The organism is Pedobacter sp., assembly GCF_046462515.1.
Taxonomy (GTDB): Bacteria; Bacteroidota; Bacteroidia; order Sphingobacteriales; family Sphingobacteriaceae; genus Pedobacter.
Window position 1 is genome coordinate 150,493 of the sequence record NZ_JBKGVD010000009.1, and the last position, 23,753, is coordinate 174,245.

At 35.9% G+C, this 23,753-nt stretch carries 24 protein-coding genes; 21 read left to right on the forward strand and 3 right to left on the reverse strand.

All coding sequences use genetic code 11. From position 1 onward, the window contains the following. The first annotated feature begins 4 nt into the window (after nucleotides 1-4). The 17 genes from ACLHG9_RS12545 (at nucleotide 5) to ACLHG9_RS12625 (ending at nucleotide 19,006) form a co-directional block, all read left to right on the forward strand. Nucleotides 5-1,270 (forward strand): hypothetical protein, encoded by a 1,266-nt coding sequence (locus ACLHG9_RS12545; RefSeq protein ID WP_410221842.1) that lies wholly within the window; start codon nucleotides 5-7, stop codon nucleotides 1,268-1,270. A gap of 177 nt (nucleotides 1,271-1,447) precedes the next feature. Further along, nucleotides 1,448-2,251, forward strand: coding sequence for a TerC family protein (locus ACLHG9_RS12550; protein WP_410221843.1), 804 nt, complete (start codon nucleotides 1,448-1,450; stop codon nucleotides 2,249-2,251). Nucleotides 2,252-2,401: 150 nt separating this feature from the next. Further along, on the forward strand, nucleotides 2,402-2,866 hold the full coding sequence (locus ACLHG9_RS12555) for a T9SS type A sorting domain-containing protein (RefSeq protein WP_410221844.1): 465 nt from the start codon (nucleotides 2,402-2,404) through the stop codon (nucleotides 2,864-2,866). A gap of 3 nt (nucleotides 2,867-2,869) precedes the next feature. Further along, nucleotides 2,870-9,475, forward strand: coding sequence for an RHS repeat-associated core domain-containing protein (locus tag ACLHG9_RS12560; protein WP_410221845.1), 6,606 nt, complete (start codon nucleotides 2,870-2,872; stop codon nucleotides 9,473-9,475). A 78-nt stretch (nucleotides 9,476-9,553) separates the two neighbouring features. Next, on the forward strand, nucleotides 9,554-9,862 hold the full coding sequence (locus ACLHG9_RS12565) for a DUF1493 family protein (protein ID WP_410221846.1): 309 nt from the start codon (nucleotides 9,554-9,556) through the stop codon (nucleotides 9,860-9,862). Nucleotides 9,863-10,135: 273 nt separating this feature from the next. Next, nucleotides 10,136-10,468: a hypothetical protein gene (locus ACLHG9_RS12570; protein WP_410221847.1), complete on the forward strand. Its 333-nt coding sequence runs from the start codon at nucleotides 10,136-10,138 to the stop codon at nucleotides 10,466-10,468. 223 nt (nucleotides 10,469-10,691) lie between these two features. Further along, nucleotides 10,692-11,117, forward strand: coding sequence for a hypothetical protein (locus ACLHG9_RS12575; protein WP_410221848.1), 426 nt, complete (start codon nucleotides 10,692-10,694; stop codon nucleotides 11,115-11,117). Between the two features lie 556 nt (nucleotides 11,118-11,673). Next, on the forward strand, nucleotides 11,674-12,264 hold the full coding sequence (locus ACLHG9_RS12580; protein ID WP_410221849.1) for a hypothetical protein: 591 nt from the start codon (nucleotides 11,674-11,676) through the stop codon (nucleotides 12,262-12,264). Between the two features lie 38 nt (nucleotides 12,265-12,302). Continuing rightward, entirely contained in the window at nucleotides 12,303-12,659 is a 357-nt protein-coding gene (locus tag ACLHG9_RS12585) for a hypothetical protein (protein ID WP_410221850.1), read from the forward strand. Nucleotides 12,660-13,259: 600 nt separating this feature from the next. Continuing rightward, nucleotides 13,260-13,646 carry a hypothetical protein gene (locus ACLHG9_RS12590; RefSeq protein ID WP_410221851.1) on the forward strand — a complete coding sequence of 129 codons (387 nt, stop codon included), beginning with the start codon at nucleotides 13,260-13,262 and terminating at the stop codon, nucleotides 13,644-13,646. Between the two features lie 174 nt (nucleotides 13,647-13,820). Further along, nucleotides 13,821-14,438, forward strand: coding sequence for a hypothetical protein (locus ACLHG9_RS12595; protein WP_410221852.1), 618 nt, complete (start codon nucleotides 13,821-13,823; stop codon nucleotides 14,436-14,438). A 58-nt stretch (nucleotides 14,439-14,496) separates the two neighbouring features. Further along, the gene (locus tag ACLHG9_RS12600; RefSeq protein WP_410221853.1) at nucleotides 14,497-14,994 is read left to right on the forward strand and encodes a hypothetical protein; all 498 of its coding nucleotides are present in this window, start codon (nucleotides 14,497-14,499) and stop codon (nucleotides 14,992-14,994) included. Nucleotides 14,995-15,080: 86 nt separating this feature from the next. Beyond that, nucleotides 15,081-15,668 (forward strand): hypothetical protein, encoded by a 588-nt coding sequence (locus ACLHG9_RS12605; protein ID WP_410221854.1) that lies wholly within the window; start codon nucleotides 15,081-15,083, stop codon nucleotides 15,666-15,668. Nucleotides 15,669-16,065: 397 nt separating this feature from the next. Next, nucleotides 16,066-16,389, forward strand: coding sequence for a hypothetical protein (locus tag ACLHG9_RS12610; protein ID WP_410221855.1), 324 nt, complete (start codon nucleotides 16,066-16,068; stop codon nucleotides 16,387-16,389). 101 nt (nucleotides 16,390-16,490) lie between these two features. Then, nucleotides 16,491-17,381: a hypothetical protein gene (locus ACLHG9_RS12615; protein WP_410221856.1), complete on the forward strand. Its 891-nt coding sequence runs from the start codon at nucleotides 16,491-16,493 to the stop codon at nucleotides 17,379-17,381. Nucleotides 17,382-17,490: 109 nt separating this feature from the next. Further along, on the forward strand, nucleotides 17,491-18,546 hold the full coding sequence (locus ACLHG9_RS12620; protein WP_410221857.1) for a nucleoid-associated protein: 1,056 nt from the start codon (nucleotides 17,491-17,493) through the stop codon (nucleotides 18,544-18,546). A gap of 1 nt (nucleotide 18,547) precedes the next feature. Then, the gene (locus ACLHG9_RS12625; RefSeq protein WP_410221858.1) at nucleotides 18,548-19,006 is read left to right on the forward strand and encodes a low molecular weight protein-tyrosine-phosphatase; all 459 of its coding nucleotides are present in this window, start codon (nucleotides 18,548-18,550) and stop codon (nucleotides 19,004-19,006) included. On the opposite strand, the gene ACLHG9_RS12630 is transcribed toward ACLHG9_RS12625, so the two are convergent. After that, on the reverse strand, nucleotides 19,003-19,674 hold the full coding sequence (locus ACLHG9_RS12630; RefSeq protein ID WP_410221859.1) for a hypothetical protein: 672 nt from the start codon (nucleotides 19,672-19,674) through the stop codon (nucleotides 19,003-19,005). The genes ACLHG9_RS12625 and ACLHG9_RS12630 overlap by 4 nt on opposite strands. Before the next feature lie 79 nt (nucleotides 19,675-19,753). Here ACLHG9_RS12630 and ACLHG9_RS12635 point away from each other — a divergent pair, with 79 nt between their 5' ends. The 4 genes from ACLHG9_RS12635 to ACLHG9_RS12650 all read left to right on the forward strand — a co-directional run bounded on the left by ACLHG9_RS12635 (nucleotide 19,754) and on the right by ACLHG9_RS12650 (nucleotide 22,309). After that, nucleotides 19,754-20,314 carry a DUF1543 domain-containing protein gene (locus ACLHG9_RS12635; protein ID WP_410221860.1) on the forward strand — a complete coding sequence of 187 codons (561 nt, stop codon included), beginning with the start codon at nucleotides 19,754-19,756 and terminating at the stop codon, nucleotides 20,312-20,314. A gap of 87 nt (nucleotides 20,315-20,401) precedes the next feature. Beyond that, a complete protein-coding gene (locus ACLHG9_RS12640) occupies nucleotides 20,402-21,223 on the forward strand; it encodes an OmpA family protein (protein ID WP_410221861.1) in 822 nt (273 codons plus the stop codon). A gap of 77 nt (nucleotides 21,224-21,300) precedes the next feature. After that, nucleotides 21,301-21,606, forward strand: coding sequence for a YbaB/EbfC family nucleoid-associated protein (locus tag ACLHG9_RS12645; RefSeq protein ID WP_410221862.1), 306 nt, complete (start codon nucleotides 21,301-21,303; stop codon nucleotides 21,604-21,606). A gap of 25 nt (nucleotides 21,607-21,631) precedes the next feature. Further along, a complete protein-coding gene (locus tag ACLHG9_RS12650; RefSeq protein WP_410221863.1) occupies nucleotides 21,632-22,309 on the forward strand; it encodes a metal-dependent hydrolase in 678 nt (225 codons plus the stop codon). A gap of 55 nt (nucleotides 22,310-22,364) precedes the next feature. On the opposite strand, the gene ACLHG9_RS12655 is transcribed toward ACLHG9_RS12650, so the two are convergent. Both ACLHG9_RS12655 and ACLHG9_RS12660 read right to left on the reverse strand, forming a co-directional pair. Then, the gene (locus ACLHG9_RS12655; protein WP_410221864.1) at nucleotides 22,365-22,760 is read right to left on the reverse strand and encodes a hypothetical protein; all 396 of its coding nucleotides are present in this window, start codon (nucleotides 22,758-22,760) and stop codon (nucleotides 22,365-22,367) included. 124 nt (nucleotides 22,761-22,884) lie between these two features. Next, nucleotides 22,885-23,751 carry a TonB family protein gene (locus tag ACLHG9_RS12660; RefSeq protein ID WP_410221865.1) on the reverse strand — a complete coding sequence of 289 codons (867 nt, stop codon included), beginning with the start codon at nucleotides 23,749-23,751 and terminating at the stop codon, nucleotides 22,885-22,887. Nucleotides 23,752-23,753: the final 2 nt, after the last annotated feature.

Here is a 23,753-nt window from a genome sequence, read left to right on the forward strand (position 1 = left end):
CACAATGAGAAAAGAACTATTTGGTATGATGGCCCTGATCCTATTCTCGGCCCAAATAAAAGCACAGGAGGCACCAGATGCGCCACGTGTTACAAAAAAAGAGAGAAAAATTGCATCAGCTCCGGTTTACGCCGGAACGAAGAATTCAGAATCTTCTTTAGAGTCTTATATTTCTGTTTCAAGAACTAAAACTTCTAACGGAGATAGAGTAGAAACAGTTAGTACCTATTCTTCTTCGCAGGATATGCAAGATGAGCCGCAGAAAACGAAAACATTTTCCAAGTCATTTAGCATAGATAAGAATGACGACATAGAATTAAAAAACGTTTATGGCGGTATGGTAATTAAGATCTGGAATAAGAACGAGATTAAGGTAGATGCAGATATCAAAGCTTATGCAGATAGCGAAAGCGAAGCTCAAACCCTAATTGATAACGTAAACATAGAAGCCTCAAAAAATGGTAATCAGGTTAGTTTTAAAACTGTTATCAATGATAGAAATAATAACATGGGAAGAGGCAGAAGTAATGGCAGAAGCTGGAGACGTGAAGTAAAGGTAATGATGACGGTTTATATGCCAGCCAGCAATGCTTTAACGCTTAGCCAGCAATACGGAAATGTAGAAATGCCAGATTACAATGGTGCTACCTCTATAAAGGTACAATACGGCAACCTGGTTACCGGAAATCTTAACAGCAATAATAATTACATTTCTATACAATATGGTAAAGCAGATTTGCAAAATGTAAATACAGGAAAATTTAAATTTCAGTACGGCGGAGGGGTAAAAATAGGTAATGTTGACGAACTGGAATTAGAAGCACAACACACTTCAGTAGATGTTAAATCAGTAAAGAAAACAGCTAATGTTAAAGCGCAGTACGGTAGAGGTGTTACCATTGGTTCAATAGGGGGCTTAAGCCTTACCGCACAATACACAACCGTAAATGTGGGTAAACTCAATGGCATCTTTACCGGTAAACTGCAATACGGTAAACTGAACATAGACGAAATAGAAGGCGCCTCTAAAACAATTAATGTAGAAGCACAATATACTACAGTTAATTTAGGGTTTGCAGCGAACTTTAAAGGAGATTTTAATGTAAATACAGCTAACAGCGGCTTTAGCTATGGCAGCAATGTAAGTGCACGTAAATTGAATGACGACAGAAATTACAGCTCACGTAGTGATTATGAGGGTAAAGTAAACAAAGGAGGAGCATCAAATATTAGCGTAAAATCACAATATGGAAGTGTAAGATTTAACTAAAGCCAAACAAACAAGCAAATGAACCAAAGGCCCCGGAATTATTCCGGGGCTTTTTTGTATGGTAGCTAAATAGTAGAAAACAACCGGGAGGAATGTAACAATATTTGCGTTCTGAAATCCAAACAGCGCAATAAAAAACAATAAGAGAGGATTGGTACAGAATTAATCATTTGTTTTATGGTTAAACCGCTTCCAATTTTTATTTTAGTAGCAGATAATTTAGCCTTACATATGGAATTTTTAAGTACTCCCGAAGCATGGATCTCTCTGTTGACTTTAACGGTTTTAGAAATCGTTTTAGGTATAGACAATATTGTTTTTATTTCTATCCTGTCTAACAAACTTCCGCAAAGTCAGCAGAAAAAAGCAAGGCAATTGGGTTTGGCCTTAGCCATGATTACCCGTGTACTGCTTTTATTATCACTAAACTGGATCATGACTCTTACGGCACCACTGTTTAGCATAGGGCATTGGTTTGGCTTAACGGACGCAGAGTGGCTGCAAAAGTTTGAAATATCGGGCAGAGATCTGATTCTCTTAATAGGCGGTATGTTCCTGATCTATAAGAGCACCCATGAAATTCATCAGAAGCTGGAAGGAGAAACAGAAGAAGGGGCAAACGTAAAACCTCATTCATTTGCTGGTACCATTGTGCAAATTCTGATCTTAGATATTGTTTTTTCGCTCGATTCAGTAATCACAGCCGTAGGTATGGCACAACATATAGAAATTATGATTGCTGCGGTAATTATTGCAGTAATTATCATGATGGTTTCAGCCGGGGCCATTAGTGATTTTGTAAACAGGCATCCTACCGTAAAAATGCTGGCGCTGTCTTTCTTATTGCTGATCGGTGTTTCATTGATAGCAGAAGGTTTAGATCAGCACATACCCAAAGGTTATATTTATTTTGCCATGGCTTTTTCTGTGATTGTAGAAATGCTTAACCTGAGGATGAAGAAGAAAAGTGAGGTTAAATAACAGCGCATAATAAGTTATTTTTTGGTTAACTATCCTTATTCTTACTGTCAAAAACAAATATGAATTAATGTACTTCCTGTTTTGAAGTACATTAATTTTGCTTTTCTTTAAAAAAAGGCATTATTTTGGCCCAAAATCAAAAATGCCCTCATGAAGTTCAAAATTCTTTCCCTTCTATTTTTTTTAGCAACTATTGGTTTTAAAGGGTTTGCACAGCAGCTTTCTTTTACTTATGATGCAGCAGGCAATCAAACTCAACGCCAATGGATCTGTATAAACTGCAGACCGGGTACTTCCCAAAGCAATACAGAGCCCCTGGTAATGGAAATTAAAAACCATGATTCAGATAAGCAGCAGCTTAAAATGACCAAGATTATTGCAAGTCCTAATCCTTTTAAAGAAGTGCTGAACCTGAGTTGGCAAAGCAATGAAAAGATTTATGTAAAAGAGATCAGCATTTATACCGTAACAGGTGTAAAAACACATGATCTGAAACCCACACCTGCACAACAGGAGCTTGCGGTTCCGTTTAGCCATATGCCTGTAGGTACCTATATTGTATATATCGTACTCTCTAATCAAAAAAGAGAAACCTTTAAAGTAATTAAGAACTAATTGATGAAACGCTTTTTTTCAATAATCCTGATTGGCTTTATTAGCCTTCTACCTAATTATGTGAAGTCTCAGGCAAAATATAAAAACCTAAATAATGATACGATAGGGCCTAAGGTCTCTCCAATATTAAAAGAAAATGATTTAAAAACAGAAATCATTAAAAATACCATTGAACTACAGTTTCCTAAGAATATCGATGGATTGGTTGCAAAAGGAATGGATAGCATTGGTATAAAATCTAAACAGGTTAGTGCTGTCTCTTCAGGCTCAAGCACTGTTTTGGGTAAAACTAATGGTGTTTTAGATGTGTCTCAAACCGGATCGGCTACTTATAGTATTCCTTTTACACTCCCTCCTGGGATAGGAAATATGGTGCCTCAAATAGGTTTAACCTACAATAGCCAGGCTGGAAATGGAACAACGGGTTTAGGGTGGAATATATCTGGGCTATCTTCAATTACAAGAATAGCGTCTTCTTATTTTCACGATGGTAAAATAACCGGAACTAATTTTGACCAGAATGACCGTTTTGCGTTAGATGGCCAGCGGCTTGTATTGAAAAATGGCACTTATGGAGCCGATGGAGCTGAATATCAAACCGAAAATTTCTCAAATATAAAGATAGTTTCAAGAGGCGTGTCTCCATCGGGAGCTAATTATGGTCCCGCCTATTTTGAAGTATTCTACCCTGATGGGTCTAAAGCTGTTTACGGGGGAAATGCAAATGCTATGACCAATACCAGCTATGCTTTAACCTATATGGAAAACAGTTTAGGCGCAAGAATAAACTATGTTTATGCAGTATCAGATAATACCATCATTGTAACCGAAATTAATTACGGTTCAATGGGAAGTACTCCGGGTCTCAATAAAATTCAATTTGAATATGAGGAAATAAATCGTGCCGAAATGAATTATGTTGGAGGGGAACGTCTGTACAGAAAAAGCTTATTAGACAAAGTAAAAATTATTGCTAATGGGAGTCCTTTCAGGACATATTCCTTGATTTACGAGAATGTTCCTGTTTTAAATTATAAAAGAATAGTACAATTAAGAGAGTTAGATGGAAGCAATCCAACCTTTTTAGAGCCCATTAATTTTAGTTACGGCACAACATCAAACTATGTGAGTGTAACAACCATTAATAACTTACTAGGTCCTAACAATTATATTGGTAGTCATTTTGAAACAGTTATTGCGGATTACTCAGGAAATGGGATGATGGATATACTGGTGTATAGGAAATTTGAAAAAAACAGATTTTGGCTATATACCGATCCACAATTAAATACCCAGCAAATTAAAATAGGAAATGAAGTAAATATCGGAGACTTTATTAACATCTTTTCAGGGAACATTTTAAATCCTGAACATAAATTGTTATCAAGGCAAGGGGTTATTATTGTAAAAAGCAATAATGGCACTTCGTATAAATTCTCTACATACGCCAATGCCCCATATGCCCCCATCATCTTACAGCAGGAACGGATTTGGGAAAATGTACCTTTAACCCCTTCATTTAATTCAGAATGTACAGGCTATCCTATGGGAGGGGACAAGAAGCCAATGACGTTTTTATCCGGTGATTTTAATGGCGATGGTATCACAGATGTTCTAGCAATATCTGAATCGATTCTTGTAACCGGAGAATATCCGCAAGACCCTACAGATCCGCAATATAACCCAGGTAATTGCGATCAGGCTTACAATGGTTTCGGGTCTTCTATTCATTTGATCAGCCTGGATAACAGATTATCTACAAACTTTGTAACTGACCTGGGAATGTTAATTCGTGATTATACGGAGCATCCTTATATAAACAGCAAAAGTCATTTATACACCGGAGACTTTAACGGCGATGGCAAAACAGATCTTATGCAGATATTTGATGGAGAATTATATGTATATGGCCTAAACTCATCAAATTCTGCTATGGAGTTGCTATGGAAAACAACTGATACGAGAATTAAATTCTATGAACAAATTCTAATTGGCGATTATAATGGCGATGGCAAAACAGATGTTATGTTCTCTACCGGGTTTAACAATTTATTTGCCATGTTCTTGTCAACAGGTAAGGCATTTCAAAAACAGGAAGAAAATTATCCTTTTAGTCGAAAAACATCAACGTGGGATGGTACTACTTTAAAAGAATACAATTTAATACCTGTTGATATAAATGGCGATGGCAAGACAGATATTATAGAGACAAATTCGTCTACCCAAAACAATGTAGGAGGTACTGCACAAGCAACGGTTTACCATAATACAGGAACGGCACCTAGTTATAAACAACATTTTGAGCTTGGTGGAAGCACGGGTAACCTAAGCATTGGCGACCATTACCCGATGCCCGTGTTTTTAAATATTGATAAGATTAATCCTAGATTAGAGTTCGGCCTGTTGAGCAGAGATGCGATGCGCATTTTTAATTTTCAGAAAGATTTTAAATCTGAAGCGCAGATAAAACAAATAAGCCAGGATAATGTAACCTATAAGATTGATTACGCACCCCTAACAACAGAAGAGATTCCCGGAATAATACCCTATGATTCAAGTATTGAGCAGGTATATCCTTTTGTTGATATAGAAAATATTCCGGGACTTAATGTGGTAACTAAAGTAACCAGAACCTATAAATCATCATCTATACAACAGGTTTTTGGCTATGGCCTTGGCGTATCGCATATGGAAGGTTTTGGGTTTATGGGCTTTGGTAAAACCATAAGAAGTAACTGGCATGTTGATGCTGCAGATCCTAATCTTATGTTTGATATTGTTCTGTCTAACCCTCAGCTACGTGGAGCTCCGGTTAAAACCTTTACTTCAAAAGGATTTTATCTTAACCCCTCGGTTGTTAACAGTGCGGTTCCTCTGCCTGATATCACACTCTCTAATGAGGTAAACAATGCCCAGGTTTCAGAGGCATCTAACTCCATTACCTTATTGCCGGGCTTTGAAGCCAATGGAGCCAACGGCACTTATGTAGCGCGTATTATGGATCCAGCCACCGGCATTAACGATGGAGCCACCATTTACAATTACATAACCCGTACCGATTATACTTATCAAACTACATTGCTGCCTAATAAAGTGTTCATCAATACGCCAATATCAGTAAGTACAAAAGATCTGTTAAATGGCACCCATACGTTACAACTTAATGAATACGACAATTATTATAACATTACCAAAACCACTACAAATTTAAGTGGAGCGGGCATAAAAACAGAAGAAATTACCTATGATAATAACCCGGCAGGTTACTACATTGGCAGACCCCTTACCCGTAAAACAACCAACAGTATAAGTGGAGATACCCATACCACAGAAGAGCAATATACCTATACCGGAAGTTTGCCTACACAGATCAAAAGAAAAGGAAATGGTACAGTATGGCTAACCGAAAATCTTACTTATGATACTTTTGGAAATGTTACACAAAAAACAATAGTTACGCCTAACAACGGGCAAAGAAGCACCTCTTCTGTTTATGATCCTACAGGTAGATTTGTTAGCTCCGTTACAGATGCAGAAGGTTTAACCACCTCATATACCTATGATCTGGGAACAGGGAATATATTGACCCAAACCAACCCTTACGGGCAGATTACAAGCTTTACTTATGATATTTGGGGCAGACCCAAAGAAAAAACAGATTATGCCGGTAAAAAGAGCTATACCAATTATCAGGCAGGGCCTAACGGTTATATCATTACCGAAACAGATGATGAGGGGCATGAAAAAGTTACTTATTACAACCATTTAGGCCAAAGCACGGAAGTAACCGAAAAAACCTTAACAGGTAGTTTAGTGGGTACAGCTACCCAATATGATGTATATGGACGTGCTTACCGTCAAAGTCAGCCTGCGGCTCCGGGTAGCTATAACCAGTGGAATGAAACAGCGTTTGATGAATACGGGCGTATAAAGAAAACCACCGCTTATACGGGCAAGGTAACCAATTATAGTTATAACGGACTAAGCACCACGGTAAACGACGGGACCAAAAGCATAACCACCACCAAAAATGCATTAGGGCAGACCATAAGTTTGCAAGATCCAGGAGGAACTATAAATTACGCTTATTATGCACATGGAGGGTTAAAAAATGCGAATTATGATGGTGCAATACAAAGCCTTGAGTACGATGGCTGGGGGCGGAAAACCAAGCTCACAGACCCTAGTGCGGGGGTATATACCTATGCCTATAACGATTTTGGTGAAATTACGCAAGAAACTACCCCTAAGGGTACCACCAGCTATACTTATGATAACGCAACGGGCAAGCTCACAGCCAAAACCCTTACTGGCGATGCCACTAATCTGGGTTATGCTTACAGCTATAACACTACCACCAAACTCTTAGAGGGCTTAACCTTTACAAATACTGATGGGAATAATGCCAATTATACTTATACTTACGATAACAATAAACGCCTTGCCAGCACGGTAGAAGACAATGTGCACGCAACCTTTACCAAAACCTATACCTATGATAGTTTTGATCGTATTGCTACAGAAACTTACCAGGCTAAAGATAAAGCCAGCAATACTACGGCCAACCGTACAATAGCTTATACCTACCAAAATGGAGAGGTGCTACAGGTTACAGACCAGACTACAGGGCAAATCCTCAGTAAAACCCAAACCCTAAAACCTAATGGTTTACTGGCTACAGAATTACAGGGGGCTAATCTTAAAACCACCTATACTTATGATGCATTTAACCTGCCGCAAAGTGCCATAACCGAGCGTACAGGTACTAACCCGGCAACCTTAATGACATTAGGTTACAGTTTTGATGCACAAAGGGGCAACCTAAACAGCCGTAGCAACAGTGCGCTATCATGGAGCGAAAGCTTTAGTTACGATAATTCAGACCGACTTATTGGTTTTAATGATAACAATGGCAGCAATACACAGGCCTATGATGCACGTGGCCGTATTACCCAAAACAGCCAGTTGGGCAATTATGTATATAGCGGAACAGGCTACCAGCAAACTGAATTGAACAACCCAACGCCCACAGCTTACAACTGGTACCAAAGCCGCAGCTTGCAGCAGATTAGTTTTAATGCTTTTAAACAACCCGTAAACATCAATGAGCAAGGTGCAGAGCAAATAGATTTTCAGTACAATGCGGCATTGCAGCGCAGCCATATGTACTATGGCAGTACCGATGCCGATAAAATGCTGCGCCCTATGCGTCGGCATTACAGCGAAGATGGGGGGATGGAAATTACCCGTAACCTAACAACGGGCGAGACCAGCTTTGTATTTTACCTAGGCGGAGATGCCTATAGTGCACCAGCTATTTACAAAGAAGTACATAACAACAGTGGCACTGTGCAGGATCTGTATTACCTGCACCGTGATCATCTGGGTAGCATAGTGCTCATTACAGATGTAAACGGCAATGCCGTAGAGAAAAGGCAATTTGATGCCTGGGGCAACATTGTAGCGCTTACCGATGGCAATGGCAACCCTTTAACAGCTTTTGTGGTATTAGACCGGGGTTATACGGGGCATGAACATTTATTAGGCGTTGGGCTGATCCATATGAACGGCAGGCTCTATGATCCTAAGTTGCATAGGTTTTTATCTCCTGATAACTTTGTACAGGATGCCTCTAATACACAAAACTTTAACAGATATGGGTATGTGATGAATAATCCTCTGATTGCTAATGATCCGAATGGTGAATTTATATGGCTTGTTCCGGCACTAATTTTTGTAGCTAAAGCCGCTATTACTGGGGCTGCTATAGCAGCAGTTAGCTATACGGCAAGCGTGGCTTTTAGTAAAGGAGGATTTGATAATTGGAACTGGGGGCAATTTGGCAAATCAATAGGTTTTGGAGCCGTATCGGGAATAGCAACGGCAGGAATTGGGAGTGCTTTTGGCGAAATAGGCAAATTTGGCCATGAAGTATTGAGAGGTTTGGCTCATGGGATTGCTCAGGGAGGTATATCTGAATTATCTGGAGGGAATTTCTTGCAGGGCTTTGCTGCTGGGGGATTAGGTTCTTTAGCAGGAAGTGGTTGGCAGGCGTGGGGCGGTAAAGTGGCTGAAAGCGGGTTGGGAAATATTGCTTTTTCTGCTCTTTCTGGAGGGGTTGGAGCCGAACTTACAGGAGGGGATTTTTGGCAAGGTGCAGCAACAGGAGCAACTGTGACAACGCTTAACCATTTGGCTCACATGATAATGCAGGAAAGGGAGTACGAGTATAATGGCAAGAAATATACAAATAAAGCAGAATTATATAGGGATATTTTACTTGACCAAGCCGCAGAACAATTTGGGATAAAAGATATTTTAGCTCTAGGAGCAGCAATAGATGGGATGGGACTTATTGATAAGCCATTTCAAACACCTGGCGCTTCGAAAGGGACTTCATTGCTTTCAAAAGAATTGTCAAAAGCATTCCCCCAAAAAATGCCAGTTAGATTGCCGACCATATCTAATAGATTTACATTGAAATTCACGAATGTTTTAGGGAGATTTATGGGTAGAAGCATCCCTATTGTTGGATGGGGGATACTAGCATACGATGTAAGTAAAACATTCTATAATACACAAAAGATATATAATAGATTAATAAGGTAGAGAAATGGATAATGCAAAACCAAGCTATAAAGAATTGTGGCAAAGCAATATTGAAGATAATAAATATTATTAGTTAATATGGTAGATCATTTCGAGGAAGTAAAAGAGTTCATAAGCGCTTTTTGGTCTTATAATAAAAATAAAATAACCATTGAGAAGTCTTTGGATGATTTAGGTATGTATGGGGATGATAAAAAGGATTTTCTAATGTCTTTTATCGAAAAATTTAATATAGAAGCATCAGATTTAGATTATGATAAATTTTGTGAACTGGAAATATTTAATCCTTTGAAAATTTTATTTTTTAGAAAAAATGATGAAAAACCAAAAATTAAGATAGAACATTTAATAAATGTAGTTAAGAAAAAAAGGTGGTTTAACCCCTAACTGGTTTAAGTGTTCGCTCGCGGCCACTTAAATCTAAACCCAGTTTGGCGCAAGTCTTGTGGTTTTGGCTTGAGAGTATGATGACTTGTGCCTGTTAGGTTTTAGAGATAGCGTTATTGCTAAAGCACAATTCAGGCCATGGCTCGGTATATGGCACTAAGACTTGCGCTAAAGAGGGAAAGTACCCCTTGGGTTCATTTGGGAAACCTATATATAATAAGCCCCAAGCCCCACCACCAGCTCCGAAACCTCGAAACAATTAAAAAATTAATAATGAATCATTATAAGATGTTAATAGCGGTATTTATCTATATGTTAATCGGTCTTTGCTGGAACTATTTTAGCCACCCGTGGTATTTATTTGTTTATCAGGTAATCCTTTTATTTTTATTCCCTTGGGTTATCCCGTGTAAAAGATTAAGCACAGAAAATCTACTGGCGTTTATCTTGTTTTTTATTCATATAGGTATGCTGGATAAAATTAACAGACAGTTTTTAGCCAATATGAATATAATAGAAGATATCTATCTTATTGGTAGAGTTGTTATTGGGATTATAATCATAATTATTATGGTTATAACCTTAAAGGGAAGAAAGCTAGTTTAACATGTGTTTGTTGCTGATTAGGAATCCTATTGAAACTGGCGAGTGGATTGGTAACGAGTTATAATAAAGAATGGCTAGGTGTGTTAATGAAAAGTACGGGAGAAAAATATGTAAGGGTTAATGTTATGCACACGCCATAGGCGTGCGCCAGCGAGGCAAGATTTCCTTTAATATAAATAGTATAATGGATATGTTGATAGTAGAAAGGTTTCTTAAAAAAATAATGAGAAATATTTATTCTCTATTTTTTGCTTTATTGTTAATAATGCTATGTCAATGCAGAAACAAAGAAGCCCTTGTTATCTCAAATGATTCTAATGGCTCAATCTATTATTTTTATTCTCCGGCACCTTATGTAAGGCCCATTGATAGTCTTTTTTTGGGTGGCTTGCAACTTAAAAAACTAGATACGTTGAGTTATAATGGGCGAATTCCTCCAAAAACCATAATGGAATTGCCGCTATTTGGATCTTGGGAGAAATTAATAGATGAAGAATATGGAGGGAAAATTACGTTTTTCTTTTTCTCAGTACCCACGTTACGCAACCATACATGGAACGAAATAGTAAACAGACAACTTTATGAAAGCAAGAAAACATTCACTTCAGAAGACCTTAAAAAACTAAATTGGAAGATCGGCTATCCTTGATTAGCATAATTATGAGAATTATATCCGGTTCTTTATAGATGAACTCATATTTACCACCCCAAGCGAAGAAAATATGAGTTGTTCAACACTTGTTTTGTTCTTGAAATAATCTATCCCTTATAATATCATACAGCATCGAAATAAAATATAAAAAAGGTCTTATTTATTTTTTAATATATATCATACTCTCATTTATGGGGATGTTTATATTAAAAGGATATATAAAACATAAAATTAGTATAGAAAAATACCATGATTTATTAAGTCAAATAGCTATCCCGGCAAGCTATTTTATTAAATATTTTAGTTTTTATCTAGGTTTTTTAATACTGGTTCCGTTAGTTGTTTTATTTTATAAAAAAGGGGCCAAGCCAAGTGCTTTTACAATTGCAGCTACTTTAAGCTTAATCTTGTTTGTGATTTTAGATTTTGTTTGGTTCTATCGCATATTCTATCCCTCTTAATGGAATTAATTTGTCTCAAAGAATTAGCTCTATTAGTGCTTTCTGTTTATTTTGGTAGAGGAGGCTCACGAAGTAGTTGGTAAATAAAGATTATGAAAAAAAAGGTATACGTTTTATTAATCATTGTAACTGCATTTGCAATCATTTGCTTCAGCGTTTTTTATTTATTTAAACGCAGTATCTTAGAAGAGCTGGAAGAAAAAAACAACGACATAGAATTAATTTGGACATCATTATATCAAAAAAGCGCCAAGAGATTGTTTGATTTAGATAGCCTCTCCGTTGTTAATGGTATAAATTGTAACACTGATTCTTTACGCTTAACCATTCTTAAAAATAAGAAGGAAAGAAATATCAAAGATGTAGAGGCTTTGTGGTTACTTGAATACAATACCAATAAACAATACCTAAAAATTGAACATTGTTACACAGAAAAGGCGACTTTAAAAGGAAAGCTGGATAGTCTTCAATATGATGCTATTGAATTAAATCAAATTGTCGAAAAATATAACATATATGTGAAAGAGTTTAATCTTTTTTATTCAACATTTCCCAACTTTATTTTTGCAAAAAATGGTGGATTTAAAAGAAAAAAATATTTCTACTTAAAATTTGGCATGGATAACGAAGCTCTATATCTAGAAAAGAAAAAAATAGAAAAATGGATTGAAACTGGTGAGTAGATTGACGCTAACGAATTTAAACATTCCCTGAAGAATTTATGAAAACGGAGCTGACTTTAACCGAACTTGAAAAAGCGCAAGAAAATGAAGGAATATCGCTTTTCATACGAGAAATAATAGCTATATTATTATCAGCTATAAATGATTGGCCGAGTAAAACTACTAATCTTGCTGATTTTGATATGGAGATTAGTCATTTTCTAAAAAATGAAGTGACAAAAAGTAATATAGAAAAAAAGCTGCTACATATTAATTATACAAAGAATGCTTGGGAAGCTGAATCTTTGAGTAATCTACAGGAAATATTTTCATCCCATTTTGAAAACAAATCATTTAAGGAAATAATTTTGGAGTTGGGGTTTGAGATCAAAAGTAATGAGAAACCTAAAAGTTAGGCTAAAATCTTATTTCTATTTTCCAAGATGAGAAAAAGCATCAAGATATCTTTAATTTGTTGTAGCATTAAGCGCTTGCTCTTCACACCCAGTTTGGCGCAAGTCTTGTGATTTGGGTTTTAGAGTATGATGACTTGTGCCTGTTAGGAGATAGCGCTATTGTAGCTAAAGCACAAGTCGGGCCATGGCTCGGTCTATGGCACGAAGACTTGCGCTAAAGAGGGAAAGTACCCCTTGGGTTCATTTGGGAGATGAGTATAATGGTATTTTTGGGAAGTTAAATGTGCATTTTGATGTAGATTTATATGTTTAACATTTTTTAGCCGACGCTAATGTAGAAATAACCATGAAATTCGGTTCTTCATGCAATAGTAATTTTTCAGAAAATACAGTCTATAAATATTCTTATAGTACTGCTGTTAGGTTTGGAGTACATAGTTCTTATTCTAACTTTTATATGTCAATGCTAAAAATATATAACGTAAGTTCTAACCAAGATAACTATAAACTTATACATTGATTTTCAAAATGATAAATATGTAAAGGATCAAGAATTTTTCCACCGAGAAATCTTATTCCTATTCCATAAAAGCTAGAAATATGAGATGTATAGTATGTATTTTAGGTAAAAATTTAGATGTTAATAAATTGTCTTTAAGGATAGGGCTAGAGAACATCACTATTAAATATAAAGGAGAAAAAATAGGGAAAAGAATTAGAGACTATTCGAGTATTACCTTGCCAATAAGTAAAAATGAAGATTTTGACTTACAAGAGCAAATAAGTGATGCTATAAGATTTTTGAGAGAAAACAAAAAAAGATTAGAAATAGTGAAAAGCTTTCCCAATATTGACTTTTCTACCATAAATTTTGGAGTTCATTATCAAAGTAAACAAGATGCTGTTCATGGGGCTTATTTTCCAAAAGAATTGGTAGAACTATGCTCCATATTAGATTTGGGTATTGAAATTTCTTTTTACTCATAATAAAGAGGAACTATATGAATTAGATTTTTGGAGAGTAGATTTAGATTACTTATTGAGTTCCCTAAGATTAGACCTTAACTTTATTGTTTGCTTTACGGTTCCTTAAGTGAAGAACTGTTTTATGGAAAAACGAATAAATAGTCATCCCAAACATATGAAAACCAAAATGAAAGCATGAAAAAGCAAATGTTATTTTCACTCATATTTGTTGGTAGTATAGCCATGAGTTGTAAAAAGACTTTGAGTGAAAAAGTACATTTTTCCTATATTGGGTTTGCTACGAATCCTAAAAGTAAAATGAACCATCTTTTGTTTTTCTGCATAGAGAATAAAAGCTCGGATACCATATATCTTTCCGAAAAACAAATACGTATAAGTGTAAAAGATAATGCATCAAGTGTGCGTGAAGAAGAGGCTCTTTCAACTGTATGTGCATTTCCACCCCCTTTAAATGATCAACGATTTATATCTACTGTTTGTTATGATGAAGCAAATGTAATGAAGCAAAAAGAGAGAATGGCTACCCAATTTGCAGTGAATTTGTTTATGGAAAATTTTTCAGACGATAACTTTTCTAAAATAGAAAAAGAAGATATCATACAGCTGATTGAAATTAACAGTATTGTTTTATTGCCAAAATCAAAAACGAGTTTTGAGCGAAATTTCAGAAGTGAAAAATTTGAGCGATCATATAAAGTGAAAGCTGAAATAGCTGACACGCAGGAGTTCTGTTATTTCTATGATAAAAACAATGTCAGGGTAAGTGTTTTTAATAAACCTATTTATAGATAATCACTTGTGTTTATAAAGAGATGAAACTAATTAGAGGGTGTGTTTAGATACTATGATCATGACTAAAATAATTAGAACAGCAATTATAATAAGCTTTATGCTTTTATGGAGTTGCCATGAAAAATATGATCAATCTTTATATAATCTTAGATTTCATCTCAATCATTGGATTGAGATAGACTTCAATTCAAGAGAAACAAAAATTGAGATAATGAAATACAAGGATAGCCTAATCCTAACAAAAAAAGAAGAACAATCAATTAAGAATTCTTATATCAAAAATAAGATATATGATTTTTATGGAGATAAAGTATTCTGTGAAGAATTGCCTGTAATGCCGCCCATCGATTTAATAATATCGGTTAATATAAAAGGAAAAACTCAGGCAAATATCACGATTAGTGATAGGCTGACTAGTGGAAATAATATGGAAACGAAAAGAATTATCAAATTTCGAGATGACCTTATGAGTGTTTTAGAAAATAATGAGAGCTTTAAAAAGGTACAGGACACGCTGTATAAGTACATAAAAGAAAATAAAATTATACTTTTATAAAACTGCTTTCCGATATAGAATCTATGATTATAAAGAGATTAAAGATTGCTTTCGACTATATGTTCTGTTTAATGATAACGATGCTAATGTCTTGTTCAACAGAAAAATCTGTATGGAACTATAATAGTAATCTTGTCGAAATCATAACTCAAAGTGCCGGAGATTGTAATATTGCAAAAAATGTGTTTCATTCGGTTGAAGTTACCGATAGTATCAACTTTGATGATCCAAAAGCTAAGCTTTTTGGTTTGTGTAATGAAAAATCAGCAATAGAAAAGTATATTAAGGCTCTTCAGGTTGATGCAGAGCTCAATTATAATGGAAGTTTCAGAATTTCTGGGTATCCGGTTCATTTAATTTCGTTGCAAGGGCACTCTCAAAGTGCAGTAGGTAAAGAAGAAGGCTTTCTTTTAATTCAGCATAAAAACAAGACTTATTTAATCAAGGTTTTTTCTTTACAACCTGAAGCGGAACATATTAGGTCTTTTTATAAAAATGGATACATTTTAATAATCAAAGATTTTAATGAAGCGTATGATGTTCCGTACAAAAAAGAAATCTCAAGGATTGAATATGCAATTGTAAAAATTGAAAAGGACGCAGTGGAGATTCTAGATATAAAAATGGGCGAAGAGCTTTTGGAAAATCAATTTAAGAAATATACCAAGAACTAAGTATGCTATATAAATAAAGAGCGTTAAATTAATGATTGAGTATAAAATATTTGGTCTCTTTAAAACCAATAAGCTCATGTAGCTGTTTTTTCTTCAGGATAAAATCGTTTCTTTGCGCTTCAGGTATTTTAAATATGGTATCATTTTTTGAAGCCCTCGCTGGCGAACGCGTGCCGCGTGTACATCATAGGTTTAAATTAACAAAAAACACAAAAATACAATCATTGAAGGGGCTTTTTCATTCTTTAATGATATTAATATGCTCAGTAGTTTTTTTTGTTTTTTATTTGAAAAAAATATATTTATCCCTCTGTCCTTATTGCTTGTGGTCTTCTTTCCTTTTTACATCCTCCCAGTAATTCTTCTCTATAAAAATTACTTAAAATATGCTGAAAATATGGTTGTTGTTTTACAGGAAAACATGATAATCGTAAACGGCAAGACCTATACTTCTGATGAAATCGATTTGATAGAGATCTATGCCACAATGCAGCATGTTAAAAAGAGCGCAGGGGCCTATACGTTTTCACATAACGAATATTATTATTATATAGCCATAGATCTAAAAGAAGAGAAAACGATTGTTTTAAATAGCTTGTTGGGACAGGACCTGGATGAAACCTTGAAAAAAGCGTTTCCGGATACCAAGGTAAAATATACCTATTCTTTTTTTTCGAGGCTGATGATAACAGAAAACTCTTTCAGCAAAGACAGGGTTTAGAAATTAAGCGGTCTTTAAATGATTAAATTGTCCATAGTTTTAAGCCAATAATAATTAAAATACCTAAATTCGCAGCAAATTAATTCCAACAAATAATCTAAATGAAGAAGCTTATAAAAACGCTGGTTTTTAGCTTAAGCATATGCAGTGTTTATGCACAAACTACACAAACCAGAGATAATGCCGGCCTAAGAGGTGATGCCGGTGCTACGTCAGGGTTTTTTGAAACCGGAAACCCTACTAACTACCCGATTAATACTCCGGCTACTTGGTGGCATATGTTAGATGTAAGACATTCTAATACCACAAATAATTATGCAATGCAATTTGCATCAAGGTTTTATAATCAGGAGTTGTGGTTTCGTACCACAAATAACTTACCCTCTCAAACATGGTCTAAGGTGTTGTTAGAAACTAATGGGCACATCCCTATTGGTATAGAAAATGTAGATAATGATCAAGGTTGGCACAAAGTAATGCAATTGCATAGTCAGGATGAGGCAAAATTTTTGGTTACCTCTGGTGGCGGAGTAAAAGTAGGAATGTTTGCTCACCCATTATATAATGGGAAAATAGGGACAGAAAGCCAACATGACCTTACGCTTACAGCGGGGTACTGGAACGATGTAATGACATTAAAAACCAATGGAAACGTAGGTATAGGCACATTAACCCCATCAGAAAAACTATCTGTAAACGGTAAAATAAGAGCAAAAGAGATTAAGGTAGAAACCGCCAACTGGCCTGATTACGTATTCTCTGATAATTATCTGCCTAAATCATTGCCAGAAATAGAGCAGTTCATTAAAAAGAATAAACATTTACCAGAAGTACCTTCGGCACAAGAGGCAGAACAAAACGGGGTAGAATTAGGAGAAATGAACAAAATCCTCTTGAAGAAGATAGAAGAACTTACCCTGCACCTGATAGAAAAGGATAAAGCAATTCAGGAATTATACAAGCGGGTTGAACGTTTGGAGAAAAACAAATAATCCCCAATCAATAATTTAAGCAATATTAACAGCTATATCAGGATTATCCTCATATAGCTGTTTTTTCTTCAGGATAAAATCGTTTCTTTGCGCTTCAGGTATTTTTATTATGGTATCATTTTTTGAAGCGTCACTTTCAGAACTTTCAGTACATCGCGTAGGCAATAAACAGCAGGATGAATTTTATGTGCTGTCAGATAAATCTATGCACATACAGGACGAACTGCTTAACCAGTTATTGAAGCAGTATTTTTTGGCGCCCTATCAAAAAATAAATGAAATATATCGCTTTACGCATCCCAACAATGATTTGTCGTTAAATGAGATTTTTCATTTTGCTGAAGAAGTTTTTAACAATGGAGAATTGTTTCATGAGAACAGCAAGAAAATAGCCACCTATTTATATGAAATTTCTAACCACCCTAAAATAAAATCGGGAGAAGTGTATGTGGTCTATTTTGAAAATGTTCAGATAGAGGGCGATTTGCATGATGCCATTGGTATTTTTAAATCAGAAACCAAAGAAAGCTATTTAAAGGTATCGCCCGCACAAAACGGATTTACCATCAGCTATGAACAGGAAGCTATCAATATCAATAAATTAGATAAGGGATGTCTTATTTTCAACACTGAAAAAGAAGAAGGGTATAAAGTAGCGGTAATTGACCAGACCAACAGAAACGGAGAAGCGGTTTACTGGAAAGATGAGTTTTTAAAACTGAAGGTGCGTAACGATAACTTTAACCAGACCCAGAATATATTAGGCGTTTATAAATCATTTGTAACCGAAAAGCTGGATGAAGAATTTGAAGTAGAAAAGACCGATAAAATAGATCTGCTTAACCGCTCAATGAAATACTTTAAAGAAAAAGAAAGCTTTGATCTGGATGAATTTGCAAATGAGGTAATCGCAAACCCCGAAGGGATCGCACTCTTTAAAGACTACAAACAAAGTTACGAGCAGGAGTTTGAAACCCCAATTGCCGATACCTTTGATATTTCTAATGCGGCGGTTAAAAAGCAAGCCAAAGATTTTAAGAGCGTATTAAAGTTAGATAAGAACTTTCACGTTTACATCCACGGCAACAAACAGCTTATAGAAAAAGGATATGACGGAGAGAAGGATATGAATTATTACAAAATATTCTTTAACGAAGAAAGTTAAAATGGAACCGGAGAAAAGAATATTAATGGTTTGTCTGGGCAATATATGCCGATCGCCACTTGCAGAAGGTATAATGCGGGCAAAAGTGCTTGAAAGAGGCTTAAACTGGGAAATCGCATCGGCAGGTACGGGCAACTGGCATATCGGGCAGGCTCCCGATCGCAGGGGCATTGCTGCGGCTAAAGCCTTGGGTTATGATATCTCTAAGCAAAGAGCGCAGCAGCTTACATTTGAAATGCGGGCTTACTATGATCATATTTTTGTGATGGACCATAACAATCTGAGAGATGTGCAAAGCCTTTTGTATGATGAGGAAAGCAAAAATAAAATAAGCTTATTTCTGGCAGATCAGCAAAGCGTTACAGACCCTTATTTTGACAATGCCTTATTTGAACCGGTTTGTAAGCAGATAGAAGAACGCTGTGAAGAACTGATAGAAATATTATCAGCTCAGGTTTAAGATTCTAACTGGTTATTTTCTGTTAAATAAATATAGCTGAACATACAAAAACATGCAATAGCTCCCATTATATGCCATAAAAAATGGGTGCCGTTACTTAACCAGCCCCAACCATCGGCAATTCTAAAAGTTAATGCGGCAATAAAAGCGCCTACAGCAGCAATAACCCATTTCACATTTTTCCAGCGGGTATAAATTAAATAACTGAGCACAGAGAAAAATACCAGACCCGCCATAGCTGCATAATTAATATTAATAAAAAGCTGCCGGTCTTCTATACTGATAAACCATCTTAGCAAATAGCGTAAAATCAAATACACTCCTATTACCAGAACAACATAATACCAGCGCATCAACTGCAGCATGAAATAAATTCCGGCAGCAACGCATAAGATCATAATGGGTATCCAGTCCATTAAAATGAATACATGCCATTTTCTGAAGGCGTGGTAAATACTTCCGCCTATGCCACCTATATACAGTAACAAGATGCAAAAACTTAAAAAAAGATGCTCTTTGTATTTCTTGTGGATTTTAAAAGACCAGTAAATGGCAATAAGCAGAAAAATAAAGGCGGTAAGGGCATTTAAAGGCTCAGGAAAAGCCTGCTTTAAATTAGTTTCGGTATATAACATGCCGCCGTCTAATGGTTTTTGCTGTAAAAACATATATTAGCATTATAATTCCATAACTTCTAATATTGCTATAAAGTTTCAGAATATCATATTTTAAACAATACCGTTACAAATGAAAGATCAGGTAAAACTTTTTATGATTATGCTTGGCTGTAAACCTGAAGATAGGCATACAGAGCAGCATGATATATTTTTTGGTATAGCGGCAGATCTCAAGAGCCTGGTTCCTAAGATAAATGCTTTCTGGCCGGAGGCTAATGGAAAAATACATATTGATGCCTATCGCGAAATAACCCGTGTTAATGATTTTGCCATTGAAATTGTACCTCGAAATCAGGCTGTAGTACATGCAGAAAAATTGTTCTTTCTGAATTTGGGAGGCTATAAGGAGCATATTTTTGAAGAGTTTCATTACAAATTCCTGAGCGTTGCAACCGGAAAAGCTGAGGCTACCAAACAGGCAAAAGAAACCGCTTTTTATCAGCATTACGGATTTGAAGGTGCTGTTTCGCACATAGATGATAAATACGGAGTAGATGTAGATGATATTTTTGAGATTGCAGATATTTTGTGTGAACAGGATAAAGCCACATATCAAATAAAGATTACCCCAATACCAGGTCAGCAAGAAGATGAACCAGTTATAGGTTACCTACCTTTAAGCAGATTATAATGCTTTGCATATTTATGTAAAGAAATCATTATTTGTTTGCTTTTTCGGGCTTTTTTATCATATTTATGTAACTAACTTAATGTAAGTATGAGCTTTAAGAAAGCTTTTTCTTTCTTTTTGGTACTAATCATCTTTGTTGCGCAGTTAAAAGCTCAGCAGCAAAAAATCAATTCCTTTTATTTTGATACCGATAAAAGCGTACTGGAAATACAGCAGGAAACTTTAATAAAGCAATTTATTAGTGAACTGGATACGACTAAAATAAAGGAAATAGAAATTTTAGGCTATTGCGATGATGTAGGGAGGAAGGGCTATAACGATACTTTATCCTACAAAAGAGCAGCTTATGTTCAACAACTTTTATTAGCTAAAGGAATTGATCCAAGCGCAATAGTGATGCTAACAGGAAAAGGGAAAATAACCCTGAAAGATAAAAAAGATGTATATGCAGAACGGGCCAACAACAGAAGAGTTGATATCATTATTAAATATCTGCCACCAGTGCCAATCGCCAAAGCAAACGAGATTTTTTCAGACACCTTAAAAGTAGGAGATAAAATCATTCTTGAAAATGTACTGTTTGAGAATAGCAGGCACCAGATACTTGAACAGTCTATACCTGTGGTAGAACGTCTGGCAGATGTTTTATTAGCTAAAAAGAAATATAGTATAGCTATTTTGGGGCATATTTGTTGTAATCCACCTGGAGTAGATGTAATTGATTTTGATACCGGAGAACGCAACCTTTCTGAAGCCAGAGCCAAAATTATTTACGATTACCTTATTTACAGGGGTATAGAGAAAAAGCGCTTAAGCTACAAAGGTATGATGGCTAATTACCCTTTAGGTAAAGGAGACCGTTATGATAGGCGTGTTGAATTACAAATTGTTGCTATTGCAGAGCAGTAGCAGATTTTGAACAGTTAATTCATTTCAATTAAAACAAAATTCAGTTAATTTCGCTTAACCTATAATAAGAGATTTTTATGTTTGATAAATTGATGGCTGCACAGAGCAAAGCCGAAGAAATTAAGAAGAGATTAGATACCATATCCGTTTACGGCGAGGTAGAGGGAGGAGCAATTAAAGTTACTGCTACTGCCAATAAATCAATAACAGCTATACATATTAGCGAAGAGTTTTTTAAACAGGCCGATAAGGAAGAGTTGGAAGAATTGTTGCAGACGGCAATGAATAAAGCTCTTAGCCAGGCAGAACAGGTGAGCGCAACAGAAATGCAGGCTGCTACCAAAGATATGTTAGGTGGGCTTGGCGGATTATTCGGAAAATAAGGATAAAAAACAACATTGATCATTTATGAAATATACCTATTACGGCCAGTCTTGTTTCCTGTTGGAAACCAGTACAGCAAAATTGTTGTTCGACCCATTTATTACGGGTAATTCTTTAGCAAAATCTATCGATGTGAATTCAATTGAAGCCGATTATATCCTGCTAAGTCATGGGCATGCCGATCATATCAGCGATGCGGTTTCAATTGCCAAACGTACCAATGCCAAAGTTATTTGTATGCCTGAGATCAATACCTGGCTGGAAAAACAAGGTGTAACAAATGTTCATGAAATGAACTATGGAAAATACAAGTTTGATTTTGGTTCTGTAAGAATGGTTTGGGCTACGCACTCAAGTAGTTTGCCTGATGGAAGTTATGGCGGTAATCCGGCGGGTTTTGTAATAGATGCCGACAATTTACAGATTTATTATGCCGGAGATACAGGGCTTACCCTTGAAATGAAGTTACTGGCAGAACTGTACCAATTGGAATATGCTATTTTGCCAATAGGGGGTAATTATACCATGGACCCAGCTGATGCTGCAATAGCCGCTGATTATGTAAAATGTAACACCGTTATAGGTGTTCATTATGATTCTTTTCCGGTAATTGCCATTGATAAGAATTTTGCCTTAGAAAGCTTTAAAAGAGCGCAGAAAACCCTTTTGCTTCCGGGCATAGGAGAAACCATAGATCTTTAACATTGTAAAATAAAAAAGCTCCGATACGGAGCTTTTTTATTTTTAACCTAACCAGTTAGTTTTTTTTAGCAGCCTCTTTATTTGCTTTATAGCGCATGTCTGGTGTGCCATCTTTCTTTTTAGGGCCTGGAGCTGAAGCAGTTTTGTTTGCTTTGTAGCGCATATCCGGAGTTCCGTCTGCTTTAAGCTTAGCGCCTGTAGTAGCTGCTTTGGCTTCTACTTTTTTAACTTCTTTTTTAGTGTCAGCTACTTTTGCCGTGGCTTTAGCTTCTGTTTGTTTAACATCTTTTTTAACTGCTTCTTTTGTACTGGTAGCTTTGGTTTCAGCTTTTTTAACTTCTTTCTTAGCTGCAGTTACGCTTTGCTTTGCAGGAGCAGCAGCTGGTGTTTGTGCAAAAGCTGAACTTAAACCTAAAGTAGCGATTGCAATTAAACTCAATAATTTTTTCATTTTTAAGACGATTTAGTTTAACAATATCTTCATGTTTTAATGATATAAAATTGAACATTCAGAATGAAGATTATATGAAGTTATGAAAAAATTATTTTAAAATAAACAGCTCTTTTAAAGATAGTTAGGGGAGTTTAAAAACAATGGGGACAATAACAGTAGATTCGGTCTTTTCTCCAAATTCGAGAGCGGGCTCCCAGTTTTTAAGCATTTTAACTACTCTTAATGCTTCGCGGTTAAACATGCCGTTATTGCTTTCGGCAATTCTAAAATCTTTAAGTTCACTATTTGGCATAAGGGTAAAAGACACTTTAACTGTGCCACTCATCTTTTGTTTAGCAGCAAATGACGGGTATTTTATCAGCTCACTGATTTTTGCCAGATAGGCTTCTTCTCCGTCTTTATAATAAGCATCTCTAAATAAAGTATTTTTTTCTGCTACAGATCCGTCTGCATGAAAATATTGTCCATTGCTAAGTGCTCCATTCTCTATATAGGTTTCCTGGCCAGCTGTTTTGCCATTTGGGTACAACATAATCCATTGGCCGTGTTTCTTCCCGTTGAGATAGCTGCCTTCTTTTTTAATGTTGCCATTAGGCCAGTATGAAATGTATTTGCCACTTAATACTCCATAACTATAATGTTCTAAAAGGATAAGCTTTTGTTTTTCAAAATGCTTCCACTCACCATTTTTATGCCCTTTGTCATATTGCCCCTCTGTACTTATGGTGCCATCGGTATAAAAAGCATAAGGCCCCTGCCTTACAGATAAAGACTTATCCTCAAAATGGATCTGTTCTTTTAAAACATCCTGATCATCATAAAACGAAACCAGATAAAGTCCGTTTTTGGGCATAATCTTAATGTGCCATTTAGATCGCATAGGATCTTTTAGGTAACCAGGTCTTGAATAAACAGTTGTGGTGTCTTGTTGTGCCAGAGCACTTACCGAGAACATGATAAAAAAATATAACAAAAATTGTTTCATCATAT

Bases quoted from the DNA above. Each gene is read 5' to 3' on its own strand.
- ACLHG9_RS12555 (WP_410221844.1), top strand. From the start codon at position 2,402: ATGAAGTTCAAAATTCTTTCCCTTCTATTTTTTTTAGCAACTATTGGT.
- ACLHG9_RS12590 (WP_410221851.1), top strand. From the start codon at position 13,260: ATGAGATGTATAGTATGTATTTTAGGTAAAAATTTAGATGTTAATAAA.
- ACLHG9_RS12650 (WP_410221863.1), top strand. From the start codon at position 21,632: ATGAAATATACCTATTACGGCCAGTCTTGTTTCCTGTTGGAAACCAGT.
- ACLHG9_RS12630 (WP_410221859.1), bottom strand. From the start codon at position 19,674: ATGTTTTTACAGCAAAAACCATTAGACGGCGGCATGTTATATACCGAA.
- ACLHG9_RS12615 (WP_410221856.1), top strand. From the start codon at position 16,491: ATGAAGAAGCTTATAAAAACGCTGGTTTTTAGCTTAAGCATATGCAGT.
- ACLHG9_RS12605 (WP_410221854.1), top strand. From the start codon at position 15,081: ATGTCTTGTTCAACAGAAAAATCTGTATGGAACTATAATAGTAATCTT.
- ACLHG9_RS12560 (WP_410221845.1), top strand. From the start codon at position 2,870: ATGAAACGCTTTTTTTCAATAATCCTGATTGGCTTTATTAGCCTTCTA.
- ACLHG9_RS12600 (WP_410221853.1), top strand. From the start codon at position 14,497: ATGACTAAAATAATTAGAACAGCAATTATAATAAGCTTTATGCTTTTA.
- ACLHG9_RS12570 (WP_410221847.1), top strand. From the start codon at position 10,136: ATGAATCATTATAAGATGTTAATAGCGGTATTTATCTATATGTTAATC.
- ACLHG9_RS12585 (WP_410221850.1), top strand. From the start codon at position 12,303: ATGAAAACGGAGCTGACTTTAACCGAACTTGAAAAAGCGCAAGAAAAT.
- ACLHG9_RS12655 (WP_410221864.1), bottom strand. From the start codon at position 22,760: ATGAAAAAATTATTGAGTTTAATTGCAATCGCTACTTTAGGTTTAAGT.
- ACLHG9_RS12635 (WP_410221860.1), top strand. From the start codon at position 19,754: ATGAAAGATCAGGTAAAACTTTTTATGATTATGCTTGGCTGTAAACCT.
- ACLHG9_RS12575 (WP_410221848.1), top strand. From the start codon at position 10,692: ATGAGAAATATTTATTCTCTATTTTTTGCTTTATTGTTAATAATGCTA.
- ACLHG9_RS12550 (WP_410221843.1), top strand. From the start codon at position 1,448: ATGGTTAAACCGCTTCCAATTTTTATTTTAGTAGCAGATAATTTAGCC.
- ACLHG9_RS12610 (WP_410221855.1), top strand. From the start codon at position 16,066: ATGGTTGTTGTTTTACAGGAAAACATGATAATCGTAAACGGCAAGACC.
- ACLHG9_RS12545 (WP_410221842.1), top strand. From the start codon at position 5: ATGAGAAAAGAACTATTTGGTATGATGGCCCTGATCCTATTCTCGGCC.
- ACLHG9_RS12625 (WP_410221858.1), top strand. From the start codon at position 18,548: ATGGAACCGGAGAAAAGAATATTAATGGTTTGTCTGGGCAATATATGC.
- ACLHG9_RS12565 (WP_410221846.1), top strand. From the start codon at position 9,554: ATGGTAGATCATTTCGAGGAAGTAAAAGAGTTCATAAGCGCTTTTTGG.
- ACLHG9_RS12620 (WP_410221857.1), top strand. From the start codon at position 17,491: ATGGTATCATTTTTTGAAGCGTCACTTTCAGAACTTTCAGTACATCGC.
- ACLHG9_RS12660 (WP_410221865.1), bottom strand. From the start codon at position 23,751: ATGATGAAACAATTTTTGTTATATTTTTTTATCATGTTCTCGGTAAGT.
- ACLHG9_RS12580 (WP_410221849.1), top strand. From the start codon at position 11,674: ATGAAAAAAAAGGTATACGTTTTATTAATCATTGTAACTGCATTTGCA.
- ACLHG9_RS12595 (WP_410221852.1), top strand. From the start codon at position 13,821: ATGAAAAAGCAAATGTTATTTTCACTCATATTTGTTGGTAGTATAGCC.
- ACLHG9_RS12640 (WP_410221861.1), top strand. From the start codon at position 20,402: ATGAGCTTTAAGAAAGCTTTTTCTTTCTTTTTGGTACTAATCATCTTT.
- ACLHG9_RS12645 (WP_410221862.1), top strand. From the start codon at position 21,301: ATGTTTGATAAATTGATGGCTGCACAGAGCAAAGCCGAAGAAATTAAG.